The 12,562-nt window shown below is 69.8% G+C and carries 12 protein-coding genes; all 12 read right to left on the bottom strand.

The genetic code is table 11. The features are described 5' to 3' along the window. Positions 1-3: 3 nt before the first annotated feature. The 12 genes from ispG to AB0N07_RS26110 all read right to left on the bottom strand — a co-directional run bounded on the left by ispG (position 4) and on the right by AB0N07_RS26110 (position 12,542). Positions 4-1,161 carry a flavodoxin-dependent (E)-4-hydroxy-3-methylbut-2-enyl-diphosphate synthase gene (gene ispG, locus AB0N07_RS26055; protein WP_365838984.1) on the bottom strand — a complete coding sequence of 386 codons (1,158 nt, stop codon included), beginning with the start codon at positions 1,159-1,161 and terminating at the stop codon, positions 4-6. Positions 1,162-1,165: 4 nt separating this feature from the next. After that, positions 1,166-2,188 (bottom strand): adenosyl-hopene transferase HpnH, encoded by a 1,023-nt coding sequence (gene hpnH, locus AB0N07_RS26060; protein WP_232650550.1) that lies wholly within the window; start codon positions 2,186-2,188, stop codon positions 1,166-1,168. 5 nt (positions 2,189-2,193) lie between these two features. Next, positions 2,194-2,835, bottom strand: coding sequence for a 1-hydroxy-2-methyl-2-butenyl 4-diphosphate reductase (locus AB0N07_RS26065; protein WP_365838986.1), 642 nt, complete (start codon positions 2,833-2,835; stop codon positions 2,194-2,196). Further along, complete coding sequence (gene shc, locus AB0N07_RS26070) at positions 2,835-4,841, bottom strand: squalene--hopene cyclase (RefSeq protein WP_365838988.1); 2,007 nt, start codon at positions 4,839-4,841, stop codon at positions 2,835-2,837. Before shc ends, AB0N07_RS26065 begins: the two co-directional genes overlap by 1 nt. A 116-nt stretch (positions 4,842-4,957) precedes the next feature. Beyond that, positions 4,958-6,022: a polyprenyl synthetase family protein gene (locus AB0N07_RS26075; RefSeq protein WP_365839071.1), complete on the bottom strand. Its 1,065-nt coding sequence runs from the start codon at positions 6,020-6,022 to the stop codon at positions 4,958-4,960. Positions 6,023-6,090: 68 nt separating this feature from the next. Then, positions 6,091-7,521, bottom strand: coding sequence for a hydroxysqualene dehydroxylase HpnE (gene hpnE, locus AB0N07_RS26080; protein WP_365838990.1), 1,431 nt, complete (start codon positions 7,519-7,521; stop codon positions 6,091-6,093). Continuing rightward, positions 7,518-7,655 (bottom strand): DUF6380 family protein, encoded by a 138-nt coding sequence (locus AB0N07_RS26085; protein ID WP_365838992.1) that lies wholly within the window; start codon positions 7,653-7,655, stop codon positions 7,518-7,520. The genes hpnE and AB0N07_RS26085 overlap by 4 nt, the downstream gene beginning before the upstream one ends. After that, positions 7,655-8,605 (bottom strand): presqualene diphosphate synthase HpnD, encoded by a 951-nt coding sequence (hpnD, locus tag AB0N07_RS26090; RefSeq protein ID WP_365838994.1) that lies wholly within the window; start codon positions 8,603-8,605, stop codon positions 7,655-7,657. Before hpnD ends, AB0N07_RS26085 begins: the two co-directional genes overlap by 1 nt. Beyond that, positions 8,602-9,504, bottom strand: a complete 903-nt coding sequence (gene hpnC, locus AB0N07_RS26095; RefSeq protein ID WP_365838996.1) for a squalene synthase HpnC — start codon at positions 9,502-9,504, stop codon at positions 8,602-8,604. The genes hpnD and hpnC overlap by 4 nt, the downstream gene beginning before the upstream one ends. A gap of 385 nt (positions 9,505-9,889) precedes the next feature. Beyond that, positions 9,890-10,678, bottom strand: coding sequence for an ABC transporter ATP-binding protein (locus AB0N07_RS26100; protein WP_365838998.1), 789 nt, complete (start codon positions 10,676-10,678; stop codon positions 9,890-9,892). Continuing rightward, positions 10,671-11,600 (bottom strand): ABC transporter permease, encoded by a 930-nt coding sequence (locus AB0N07_RS26105; RefSeq protein WP_365839000.1) that lies wholly within the window; start codon positions 11,598-11,600, stop codon positions 10,671-10,673. Before AB0N07_RS26105 ends, AB0N07_RS26100 begins: the two co-directional genes overlap by 8 nt. A gap of 96 nt (positions 11,601-11,696) precedes the next feature. Next, on the bottom strand, positions 11,697-12,542 hold the full coding sequence (locus AB0N07_RS26110) for a glycosyltransferase family 2 protein (protein ID WP_365839072.1): 846 nt from the start codon (positions 12,540-12,542) through the stop codon (positions 11,697-11,699). Between the last annotated feature and the right edge of the window lie 20 nt (positions 12,543-12,562).

The raw sequence follows: 12,562 nt of genomic DNA on the forward strand, positions 1-12,562 counted from the left end.
TGTTCAACTCACGGTGACGGCCGGCTCCCCCGACGCGGTACCGTCCTGTTCCATCTGTTCGGCGATCTTCATCGCCTCCTCGATGAGGGTCTCCACGATCTTCGACTCGGGTACGGTCTTGATGACCTCGCCCTTGACGAAGATCTGCCCCTTGCCGTTGCCGGAGGCAACACCCAGGTCCGCCTCCCGCGCCTCACCCGGGCCGTTGACCACACAACCCATCACGGCTACCCGCAACGGGACTTCCATGCCCGTCAGTCCGGCCGTGACCTCGTCGGCCAGTTTGTAGACGTCGACCTGGGCGCGGCCGCAGGACGGACAGGAGACGATCTCCAGGCGCCGCTGCTTGAGGTTCAGGGCCTCCAGGATCTGCAGGCCGACCTTGACCTCCTCGGCGGGCGGGGCGCTGAGCGAGACCCTGATGGTGTCGCCGATGCCCTGCGAGAGCAGCGCCCCGAAGGCGACCGCCGACTTGATCGTGCCCTGGAAGGCGGGCCCGGCCTCGGTCACGCCGAGATGCAGTGGGTAGTCGCACTGGGCGGCGAGCTGCTTGTACGCCTCGATCATCACGACCGGGTCGTTGTGCTTGACCGAGATCTTGATGTCCCGGAAGCCGTGCTCCTCGAAGAGGGACGCCTCCCAGAGAGCCGACTCGACCAGGGCCTCGGGGGTCGCCCTGCCGTACTTCTGGAGCAGGCGCCTGTCCAGCGACCCGGCGTTGACCCCGATCCTGATCGGCGTGCCGTGGTCCTTCGCGGCCCGGGCGATCTCCTTGACCTTGTCGTCGAACTGCTTGATGTTGCCGGGGTTGACCCGCACCGCGGCACACCCGGCCTCGATCGCCGCGAACACGTACTTCGGCTGGAAGTGGATGTCCGCGATCACCGGGATCTGCGACTTGCGGGCGATGGTCGCGAGGGCGTCCGCGTCGTCCTGCGTGGGACAGGCGACGCGGACGATCTGGCAGCCGGACGCGGTGAGTTCGGCGATCTGCTGCAGGGTGGCGCCGATGTCCGAGGTACGGGTCGTCGTCATCGACTGCACCGACACCGGGGCCCCGCCCCCGACCGCCACCGGCCCGACATGGATCTGCCGCGACACGCGCCGCTCGGCGATCGGCCGGGCCGGTACCTCGGGGACGCCCAAGGAGATGGCGGTCATCGTGTCACTCCCGGTTTCCGGAGACCGTCTCGCGCATCGCGCGCAGGGACTCCTTCAGGGACCCCATGGTGGCGAGGACGGCGGTGGGCTCGTAGCCGCAGTGCGCCATGCAGTTGGCGCAGCGGGGGTCCTTGCCGCGGCCGTACTTGTCCCAGTCGGTGTCCTCGATGAGTTCGCGGTACGTCGGCACGTACCCGTCGCTCATCAGGTAGCAGGGGCGCTGCCAGCCGAAGAGCGAGTAGTTGGGGATCGCCCAGGCGGTGCACGGGAAGTCGACCTTGCCCTCGAGGAAGTCGAGGAACAGCGGCGAGTGGTTCAGCCGCCACTTCCTGCGGTTGCCGCCCGCAAACGCCTTCTTGAACAGTTCGCGGGTCTGCTCCACGCCCAGGAAGTGCTCCTGGTCGGGCGCCTTCTCGTAGGCGTAGGCGGGCGAGATCATCATCTCGTCGACCTTGAGGTCGTCGTTGAGGAAGTTGAGCACCTCGATGATGGTCTGCGGGGTGTCCGTGTTGAAGAAGGTCGAGTTGGTGGTGACCCGGAAGCCGCGCCGCTTGGCCTCCTTGATCGCCTCCACGGCCTCGTCGAACACGCCCTCCTTCGCGACGGACTCGTCGTGCCGCTCACGCAGCCCGTCGATGTGCACGGCGAAGGCGAAATAGGGAGAGGGCTTGAACTTGTCCATCTTCTTGCGCAGCAACATCGCGTTGGTGCAGAGGAAGACGTACTTCTTCCTCGCCACCAGCTGCCGCACGATCTCATCGATCTGAGGGTGCATCAGGGGCTCGCCGCCTGCGATGGACACCATGGGCGCACCGGATTCGAGGACCGCCCCGACGGCCTGCGCGACCGGCATGCGCTGCTTGAGCACACCCGCCGGATGCTGGATCTTGCCGCAGCCCTCGCACTTCAGATTGCACGCGAAGAGCGGTTCCAGCTCCACGATCAGCGGAAACTTGTCCCGCTTGCGGAGCTTCTGTTCAGCCAAGTACGTAGCGACCTTGATGGACTGACGCAGCGGCATGGCCATCTGGCTCACCTCCTGGGGAGCAGCAAAGAACGGTGCCATTCGAAGAAAGCTGGAAGTACGGCACGAAGGACGCGGAAAGCTGATATTCCACCGCGGATCGTGCCGATTCGAACAAGTTCATGTTCAGGAGCGTCCACGACCACCCGCACGGCCGCAACCGGGCGCACGCCGGTGCGCACGGCGCTCAGAAGCGTCGCCGCGGACTCCATGTCGACCGCGATTGCGCCGGTCGCGAGCAGATCCGACCGTTCGTGACCGCGCACGACATGATCGGAGCCGGTGACGGGGCCGGTGTGGACGGTGCGGCCCGGCACCGCACGCCCGAGCTCCTTGACGAGCAGGTCGGTCCCCACGCACGGAACGGTTCCGTCCGGGTCCCGGGTCTCCTCGGCGACGACCAGGTCGCCCGGGTGCATGCCGGGTGCGAGCCCCGCGCAGAAGCCGGTGGCCAGCACGGCGGCCCCGCTCCAGGCCGGGTCCGCGAGCATCCGGCTGACGGAGCGCTCGGCCGCCTTGGGCCCCATACCCGTACGGAGCATGGTGACGGGGCCGCCGGCCCCGCCGCGGTCGCCGGCGCGCAGGGCGAGGTGCTCGATGCCGAGCGCGCAGGCGATCAGCAGCGGGGCCGGGGCGGGCCGGGTGCTCATCAGCCCCCCTCGGCCTCGGCGAGAGGCTTCTTGGAGAAGGGTTCGCCGTTGACGTAGCGGCCGAGTGCGGTCAGCGGGAAGACCTGCCGGTAGAGGTGGTAGTTGATGGAGAAGTCCCAGGGGAAGCCGGTCCCGGTGAAGTACGGCTCGTCCCAGGAACCGTCCTCCCGCTGGGTGGCCGCGAGCCACTCCACACCGCGCTCGACGGCCTTGGAGTCCTGCTCCCCCGCGGCCAGCAGGGCCATCAGCGCCCAGGCCGTCTGCGAGGCGGTGGAGGCACCCTTGCCGCTCCACTCCTTGACGTACTTGTAGGAGCGCAGGTCCTCGCCCCAGCCGCCGTCCTCGTTCTGCACCGACTCCAGCCAGGCCACGGCCCGCCGGATCGCGGGGTGCGAGCCTGGGAATCCGGCCGCGACGAGGGCGGGTACGACCGATCCGGTGCCGTAGACGTAGTTGACGCCCCAGCGCCCGAACCAGGAGCCGTCCGGTTCCTGCTCGGCGAGCAGCCACTCGATGCCGCGCCGGGTGCGCGGGTCGTGCGCGAGGCCCTCGACGGCCAGCATCTCCACCACATGCGCGGTGACGTCGGCGGACGGCGGGTCGATGACCTCGCCGAAGTCGCAGAACGGCAACCGGTTGGGGAAGGGGCTGGTGTTGTCGACGTCGAAGGCGCCCCACGCCCCGTTCTTCGACTGCATCCCGAGGTTCCAGCGCACCCCGCGCCCGATCGCCTTCTCCACCCGCTCCGGGTCGTGGTGCTTGACGCGGCGCAGCGCGAGGACGACCTCGGCGGTGTCGTCGATGTCGGGGTAGTTGTCGTTGTGGAACTCGAACGCCCAGCCGCCCGGCGGTAGTTGGGGTCTTCTGACGGCCCAGTCGCCGGGCCGGACGATCTCCTCGCCGAGCATCCAGTCCGCGGCCTTGACCAGCTGCGGATGGTCGGCGGGCACGCCCGCGTCGACGAGTGCGATGGTGGCGAGGCAGGTGTCCCACACGGGCGACTGACAGGCCTCGATCATCCGGGCCCCGTCCTCGCGCCACACGGCGAAACGGTCCAGCGACGCGAGCCCCTCGCGCAGCACGGGATGTTCGAGGTCGTAGCCCAGCAGATAAAGGGCGATCACCGAGTACACGGCCGGCGGCTGGATACCGCCCCAGCAGCCGTCGTTCTCCTGCCGCTCGATGATCCAGCGGGCGGCCGAGTTCATGGCCGCCTTGCGCAGTCTGCGCGGGATGGCCTTGCGCGCCTGGTGCAGCACCTTGTCCAGGCGCTGGAAGGCGCCGTCCCAACTGGCCGCCGGGGCAAGGGGTTTGGGCGGATTCGGGTGGGCCGGGTCGGTGTGCAGCTCGTCGAGCGGGAAGGGCGCGGGTCGCACCGGCCGCTTCGCGGAGACGACCGTCAGCGGGACGATGGTCTGCCGGGCCCAGCACCCGAAGTCGTAGATGTTGAGCGGTACCCACTTGGGGAAGTAGATGAGCTCCGGTGGGAGTTCGGGCAGGTCCTCCCACTTCCACCAGCCGAACAGGGCGAGCCAGATCCGGGTGAAGACCCGGGCCGCGGCGATGCCGCCCTGCTCGCGGATCCAGGCGGAGGCCTGCGCCATGTGCGGGGCGTCCGGCGTGTCGCCCGCCAGACGCAGGGCGACGTATGCCTCGATGGTGGTGGAGAGTTCGCCCGGTCCGCCGTAGAAGGTGGCCCAGGTGCCGTCCGCGCGCTGCTCGCCGCGGATGAACAGGGCGGCGGCATGCGCGGTGTCCTTGTCGAGGATGCCCAGGAACTGCCTGAGGAGCAGGTCCTCGGCGTCCATGGTCACGTTGGTCTCCAGGTCGCCCTTCCACCAGCCCTGGGCGTCCTGCCGGGACAGCAGGAAGTCGGTGGAGCGCTGGACGGCGCGTACGGCGGCATCGCGTGCCCCCGCCGCCACGGGGCTCGTGCTGTCGGATTCGCTGGCCGAGGCTGCCCGGGGCGGCAGGGCCCCGGTGCTTCCGTCGGTCGTCGCTGTCATGGCTTCCCCTTCGTGCAGTCGTACACATCGTGCTGCTGTGGGTCCGCCGTCGGCCGGTGCTCGTGTTCCCGCGACACCGGCCGGCGACTACGCGAGGGCTGTTCGACCGATAGTGATCATCTCTTTCGTACGACGACGAAGTCGGCGAGCGCCGTGAACCGGTCCCGCACCGGGTCGGGCATGTCGATGGCGTGCAGGGCCCGGATGGCGGTGTTGTGCTGACGACGCGCCTCTTCGGCGGTCCACTCGCGGCCGCCCGCCTCCTCGATGAGGGCGGCGCGGGAGGCGAACTCCTCCTCGGAGAAGTTCTCGAAGTCGCTGCTCTTGGCGTCGGCGGCGAGGATCTCGCCGAGCCGCTCGGAGGCGGATCCGCCCGCCGCGAGCGCGGCCACGACCGGCAGGGACTTCTTGCGCTGGCGCAGGTCGCTCCAGGTCTGCTTGCCGGTGGAGACCGGGTCGCCCCAGATGCCGAGCAGGTCGTCGACGGCCTGGAAGGCGAGGCCCAGGTGGTAGCCGTACTTCTCCAGGGTGTCGGCGGTGCGGTCGTCCGCGCCGCCGAGCACCGCGCCGATGGAGGAGGCGCAGGCCAGCAGGGCGCCGGTCTTGTTGCCCTCCATCTCCAGGCACTCCTCGACGCTGACGCGGTCGCGGTGCTCGTAGGAGATGTCCTGCGCCTGGCCGTCGATGAGGGCGCGGGTGGCGGTGGTCAGCCGACGGGTGGCGCGGCCCGCCTCGACGGTACCGAGTTCGAGGAGGATTTCGTTGGCCAGGGCGAACAGGGCGTCGCCGACGAGGATCGCCTGGGCGGGGCCGTGCACCTTCCAGACGGTGTCGCGGTGGCGGCGCTGCTCGTCGCCGTCCATCAGGTCGTCGTGCAGCAGGGAGAAGTTGTGGACGAGTTCGACGGCCACGGCGCCGGGGATGCCGACCTCGGGTGCGGCGCCGGTGACCTCGGCGGACAGGACCGCGAGGGCTGGGCGCACGGCCTTGCCGCCGTCGCCGTCGGCGGGGTTGCCCTCGGCGTCGATCCAGCCGAAGTGGTAGGCGGAAACGGTGTCCATGGGAGGGGCCAGGCGGTCGACGGCCGCCCGCAGTACCGGTGTGGCAAGGGTCCGGCCGCGCTCCAGGAGCGCGGTCACGTCCACTGCGGTCGCTCGATCGGCCTTCTCGGCCGGGGGCACAGTGGGCACAGTCTCTCCTCTTGTTGCGGTACCGGGGGTGCGGGGGCCTGCCGCATGCTGATCGAGCATCAGGCCGCCTCCTCGAAGTCGAAGAGGTGACTCGGGCGGGGCCGGCCCAGGGCGGCGAGCGCGGCGTCCGCCGCACTCACACCACTGCGGACCGCACTCTCCATGGTCGCGGGCCACCCTGTGGCGGTCCACGCTCCGGCCAGGTAGAGGCCGGGGGCTTTGGTACGGGCGCCGGGCCGCAGCCGTCCGACGCCGGGGGTGGGGACGAACGTCGCCGTGCGCTCCCTGGTCACGAAGAAGTCCTTCACTTGCGCACCGCGCGTACCCGGAAGCAGCCGTTCCAACTCGGGCAGATAGCGCTCGCGCAGCACGGCGACCGGCTCGTCGATCTCGTCCTGCGCGGCCGACTGGGACAGCGCGAGGTACTGGCCCTCGCGCAGTCCCGAGGCCTCGGTGCGGTCGAAGACCCACTGCACGGGGGTGCCCAGCGCCGCGAAGAACGGCTTGTGCAGCACCTTGCGGTCGTAGACGACATGGATGTTGAGGATCGGTGCGGTGCCGATCCGAAGAAGATTTTCGGGGGCGTCCAGTGCGCCCTGAGGCAGCAGGTCGTGGGCCTCGCGCTGGGGTACGGCGAGCACGACGGCGTCCGCGGTGAGGGTCTCGCCGGGAACCTGAACACTCCAACGCCCGTTTCCGTCAGTGGAGATGGAGGTGACGCGTGTACGGACCTCGGTACGCACGCCCGCGGAGTCGAGCGCCTTGCGGGCGAGCCGGTCATGCAGTTCGCCCAGCGGGACGTGCGCCCATCCGATGTCGGCCGCGCCCGGTTCGGACAGCAGACCGGTCTTGAACACCATCGCGGCGAGCCCCAGCGAGGCGTCGCCCGCGACCGCGTTGAGGGTGGCGACCCCGACCAGGTCCCACAGGGCCTCGACGGCACGCGCCGACTGACCGTGCGCGGTCAGCCAGCTGCCGAAGTCCTGGGTGTCCAGGTCCGGATCGGCGAGGTCGAGACTCTTGAGCGCGAGCGCGGCCCGGCCCACCTTGGCCCGCTCGGCGAGCGAGAGATGCGGATACGTGGCGAGGCTGCGCCCCAGGTGCAGGGGCACCGGCAGCGCGTCGCGCCGCAGTCTGCCCAGCCGCCGCCCTTCGGGCCTCGCGACGTCGAGCACGGGCACGTCGAGACGATCCTGCAGCGGCGCCAGCGCCGACCCCTCGATGCGGTCGAGGAACCAGCGGTAGGCGGTGCAGCAGCGCAGGTAGACGTGCTGTCCGTTGTCGACGGTCAGTTCGCCGCGCTGGAAGGAGAAGGCCAGGCCGCCGAGGCGGGGCCTGCCCTCGATCAGGGTGACGCGGACTCCCGCGTCGGCGAGTGCGAGTGCGGCGGTGATGCCGGCCAGCCCGCCGCCGACCACGACGGCGTCCCTCGCGGAACGCCCCGCCGGATCCGCGAGCGGCTCCTCGGCCTGTGTGCCGTCGTCGCTCATCGTGCACCCTCCCCTGCGCGACCGCCGTGGTTGAACGGTGCACGGCCGACCGCTGCAGTCAGGGACGCCGTCCCTGCCCGGAGGGTTGCGTGCCGCATTTCGCCGGTGGCATCACCTTGGCCCTGTTTGTCCATCAGGGGCGCCTCCTGACGGTCCTCCGGGTCACGTGCCGGGCATCCAGTCCGGACAGTCCGCGCACGGCGACGTACGCCTTTTCCCGGCCGGGCAGCGAGACCCGGCCGCGCAGCACGGCCTCCGGGTCGCGCTCGATGCGGTCGAGCAGCCGGCGGTAGATGCCGGCCATCGCGGCCACGCAGGCGCCACTGCGCCGGTCCAGCATGGGCAGCAGCCGGTAGCCCTCGGCGAAAAGGGCGCGGGCCCGTCGCACTTCGAAGTGCACGAGGCCCGCGAAGTCGGAGCCCTCCGGTGGGGTCGGCCCGCTGAACCCGGCCGAGCACCCGAATTTCGCGAGGTCGTCGGAGGGCAGATAGGTGCGGCCGCCCTCGGCGTCCTCGCGGACGTCTCTGAGGATGTTGGTGAGCTGCAGCGCAAGGCCCAGGGTGTCGGCGTACTCCGGCGCACGGTCGGCGCCGCGCGCCCCGGGTTCGGTGCCGAACACGCCTAGTGAGAGCCGTCCGATGGCGCCCGCGACGCAGCGGCAGTAGACCTTCAGGTCGTCCCAGGTCTCGTAGGTCTCGCCGCGCACGTCCATCAGTACGCCGTCGATCAGCTCGTCCAGACCGTCGAGCGGGACCGGGAAGGTCTCGGCGGCATGAGCGAGGGCGACGGCGACCGGGTCGATGTCGTCCTCGGCGACCGACCCCTCACGCACCCGGGTCAGCAGCGCCCGGGTGTCCTCGAGTCTTGCCGCCTTGACCTCGCCGGCCAGTGCGCCGTCGCCGATGTCGTCGACGCGCCGGGAAAACGCGTAGAGCGCCGACATCGCACGGCGCTTGGGCGTCGGCAGCAGCCTGATGCCGTAGGCGAAGTTACGGGCCTGCTGTCCGGTGACGGCCTCGCAGTAGCTGTAGGCGGCGAGTACCGGTGCGGACACGTGTTGTTCCGACTCCACGGTCCGGATCACCCCTCTCCTCGCAGAGTCACGCCCACCTCGCGCAGCAGCTGGACCTTGCCGGGCTTGGGCGGGCCGGGAAGTACGTCGTATTCCGCGGCGGCGATCGCCTTGATCGCCGCCCTTCCCCCCGCCACGAATCCCGCAAGCAGCAGCTTCAACCTGCCGTGGACGCTACCCACGAGGGGGGCGCCTTCATTCAGGAGATCGCGGGCGCGTTGTGCTTCGTGCGCAACCAGTGCGCGCAACGATGCGCCCGCGGTGGACGTGGCGAGATCCGCCTCTTGGACATGGAAGTGCTTCATGTCCTCGGCGGGCAGGTAGATGCGGTCGCGGCCGAGGTCCTCGGCGACGTCCTGCAGGTGTTCGACGATCTGGAGGGCCGTGCAGATCGCGTCCGAGAGGCGGACGCGCTCGGGCGTCGAGGTGCCGGTGACGGACAGCACCAGGCGGCCGACGGGGTTGGCCGACAGTTCGCAGTACGCGAGCAGGTCGTCGTAGGTCTCGTAGCGGGTGACGAGCTGGTCCTGGCGGTTGGCGGCGATCAGGCCGTGGAAGGGCTCGGGGGTGAGCGAGCAGCGGCGGACCGTGTGCTGCAGGCGGCGCAGCAGGGGGTGGCGCGGGGTCGAGTCGAAGACCCGGTTCAGATCGGCCTCGAAGGCGTCCAGGAGCAGCAGCCGGTCCTCGGCCTCCTCGGGCGACACGCCGAGCAGACGGGCGTCCGCGCCGCCGGGGGCCAGGTCGCCGTCGCCGATGTCGTCGACGAGGCGGGCGAAGCCGTACACGGCCATGAGGTCGGCGCGCCAGGCCCTGGGCAGGAAGAAAGGCGCCACGGGGAAGTTCTCACCCGCGGCCTTGTCGAGCGTGTCGCGCTCCGGATCAACGGCGTGCGACATGCCGGTTCCCGTCACCGGTGACTGCCCGGGGCGGGGACGGCACATGCTGCGTTCAGCTGGGGAGTTTCCGTAGCCATTGCCGTCACATCTCCCGTTCTACACTGCTGACCCAATGCATACTATTTCGGACACGCCGCCGGCCGTCCGCGCGGCTGTCCCGGCCGAGGGTGTCGCGCCTTATCGCCCTACTTGCTGCGTTTCGGGACCGGTACAGCTTACGTTGTACAACGCAGCGAGGTTCTCTGGGGTGTCCTGCACATCACAACAACACACCGATTGGCGTCAAGATTCCTAAGGCGAGACCGAGTTGACGTTTCCTTTGCAGACGCGGGGTCCCGCCGCAGAGGTTGCGGCGGGACCCCGCGATCCGTCCTGGCCGATGCGTCCAGGCCGGGCTGCACTACTTGCCGGTGAACTTCTCGTACTCCTTGAGGACCTCTTCGGTCGGTCCGTCCATGCGCAGCTCGCCGCGTTCCAGCCACAGGACGCGGTCGCAGGTGTCGCGGATGGACTTGTTGTTGTGACTGACGAGAAACACCGTGCCGGCGGACTTGCGCAGCTCACGGATGCGCTCCTCGGAGCGGACCTGGAACTTGCGGTCGCCGGTGGCCAGCGCCTCGTCGATCATCAGGACGTCGTGGTCCTTGGCGGCGGCGATGGAGAAGCGCAGTCGGGCCGCCATGCCGGAGGAGTAGGTGCGCATCGGCAGGGTGATGAAGTCGCCCTTCTCATTGATGCCCGAGAAGTCGACGATCCCCTGGTAGCGCTCCCTGATCTGCTCGCGGGACATCCCCATGGCGAGCCCGCCCAAAATGACGTTGCGCTCGCCGGTCAGGTCGTTCATCAGGGCCGCGTTCACGCCCAGCAGCGAGGGCTGGCCGTTGGTGTAGACGCGGCCCTTCTCCGCCGGGAGCAGGCCGGCGATGGCGCGCAGCAGGGTGGACTTGCCGGAGCCGTTGGAGCCGATGAGGCCCACGGCCTCCCCGCGGTAGGCGACGAAGGAGACGCCCTTGACGGCGTGCACCTTGCGCACCCCGCGTTCCTCGCCGCGCTTGATGATGCGGCTGAGGGCGGCGGTGGCGCTGCCCTTGCCGGTCTTCGCGCCGTGCACGCGGTAGACGATGTGGAGCTCGTCGGCGATGACGGTGGGGATCCGCTCGCCGGTCTGCTGGTCGGTCTGCTCAGCCACGGCCGTACCTCTCCTCCGCCTTCCAGAAGTACACGAAGCCGCCGAGGGCGATCAAGGCCGCCCAGCCGCCCGCGACCACCCAGACGTGGTCGGGCAGGTTCTCGGAGCCGTAGCCGTCGATGAGGGCGAAGCGCATCAGGTCCATGTAGAGGGCGGCAGGGTTCCACTGCAGGACGTTCGCCAGCCACTGCGGCTTGTCGGCCAGCATGATCGGGATGGAGAACATCACGCCGGACGCGTACATCCACGTCCGCATCACGAACGGCATCAGCTGGGCGAGGTCCGGGGTCTTGGCGCCCGCCCGGGCCATGATCAGCGCGAGCCCGGTGTTGAACAGGAACTGCAGGGCCAGCACCACGGGGATCAGCAGCCAGGACAGGTCCGGGATGCTGCCGAAGCCGATCGCCACGGCGAACAGCACGATCATCGAGAACAGCAGCTGCTGGAGCTGCTGCAGCGCGAAGGAGATCGGCAGGGAGGCGCGCGGGAAGTGCAGCGCGCGCACCAGGCCGAGGTTGCCGGAGATCGCCCGCACGCCCGCCATCACCGAGCTCTGCGTGAAGGTGAACACGAACACGCCGGTGACCAGGAACGGGATGTAGATGTCGCGCGGCAGTCCGCGGTTGGCCTTGAGCAGCATGCCGAAGATGAAGAAGTACACGGCCGCGTTCAGCAGCGGGGTCGCCACCTGCCACAGCTGGCCGAGCTTGGCCTGGCTGTACTGGGCGGTCAGCTTCGCCCGGGAGAAGGCGAGGATGAAGTGACGCCGGTCCCAGAGCTGGCGGACGTACTCGGCGAGGGAGGGCCGGGCGCCGCTCACGGTCAGCCCGTACTTGGCGGCCAGCCGGCTCGCCGTAAGGCCCTCGTCGGGCGACATGGCCGCGCCCAGGGCGACCCTGCCGTCGTGCGTTGTCTCACTCACTGGTGGAAACTTTCGTCTTCGGGATGCGCGGCCTGTGCCGGCCTGCGCAAGAGCCTTGGGCCCGGGTGGGGCCGATTGCTCACAGTCACGAGCTTGTCAGATCACCGGAGGTCGGCCCAGCCGGGTCAGCCGCCACACGGTACGCCACTTCATCGGCCGGCGTGGTCCGCACGGAGTCGTCCAGCCTTCCCGGAACCCGCCGAACCATGCCTTCAGGGCGGGCCGCGAGGGGCGGCGGACGAGGGTGAGCAGCAGCCAGACCCCGAGGTATACCGGGACCAGCGGGGCCGGAAGGTTTCGGCGGGCCAGCCAGACCCGGTTGCGGGCGACCATGCGGTGGTAGACCGCGTGCCGCGAAGGCGCGGTCGTCGGGTGGTAGAGCACCATGTCGGACCGGTAGTCGATCATCCAGCCCGGGTCGAGGGCCCGCCATGCCAGGTCGGTTTCCTCGTGGGCGTAGAAGAACTCGTCCGGGAGTCCGCCCACCTCGGCGAAGACCTTCGTACGGACAGCGTTGGCGCCGCCGAGGAAGGTGGTGACCCGGGAGGAGCGCATCGGGTCGGCGGCGCGCAGGCGCGGCACGTGGCGGCGCTGGGTGACCCCGGTGTCGGGGTCGGCGATGCGGAAGCTGATGATGCCGAGCTTCGGGTCGGCCTCGAAGGCCCGGCGGCACAGTTCGGCGGTGTCGTGCCGGGCGAGGAGTCCGTCGTCGTCGAGGAACATCAATATGTCGACGTCGCGGCCGCTGGGGCCGAAGGCCTCGATGCCGACGTTGCGGCCACCGGGGATGCCGAGGTTCTCGGGCAGCTCGATCGTGCGGACGCCCTCGGGGACGTCCGGGACGGGCGAGCCGTTGCCGACCACGACCACCTCGACACGGTCGCCGTCCTGCTTGGCGACCGAGTCGAGCAGGGCGCGGAGCTCGTCGGGGCGGTTGCCCATGGTGATGATCACCGCGCCGA

The sequence above is a fragment of the Streptomyces sp. NPDC051172 genome (assembly GCF_040682555.1).
GTDB lineage: Bacteria > Actinomycetota > Actinomycetes > Streptomycetales > Streptomycetaceae > Streptomyces.

Excerpts from the sequence above, each read along its gene's own strand:
- ispG (WP_365838984.1), bottom strand. The coding sequence starts at position 1,161 with ATGACCGCCATCTCCTTGGGCGTCCCCGAGGTACCGGCCCGGCCGATC.
- hpnH (WP_232650550.1), bottom strand. The coding sequence starts at position 2,188 with ATGGCCATGCCGCTGCGTCAGTCCATCAAGGTCGCTACGTACTTGGCT.
- AB0N07_RS26065 (WP_365838986.1), bottom strand. The coding sequence starts at position 2,835 with ATGAGCACCCGGCCCGCCCCGGCCCCGCTGCTGATCGCCTGCGCGCTC.
- shc (WP_365838988.1), bottom strand. The coding sequence starts at position 4,841 with ATGACAGCGACGACCGACGGAAGCACCGGGGCCCTGCCGCCCCGGGCA.
- hpnE (WP_365838990.1), bottom strand. The coding sequence starts at position 7,521 with ATGAGCGACGACGGCACACAGGCCGAGGAGCCGCTCGCGGATCCGGCG.
- AB0N07_RS26085 (WP_365838992.1), bottom strand. The coding sequence starts at position 7,655 with ATGGACAAACAGGGCCAAGGTGATGCCACCGGCGAAATGCGGCACGCA.
- AB0N07_RS26110 (WP_365839072.1), bottom strand. The coding sequence starts at position 12,542 with ATGGGCAACCGCCCCGACGAGCTCCGCGCCCTGCTCGACTCGGTCGCC.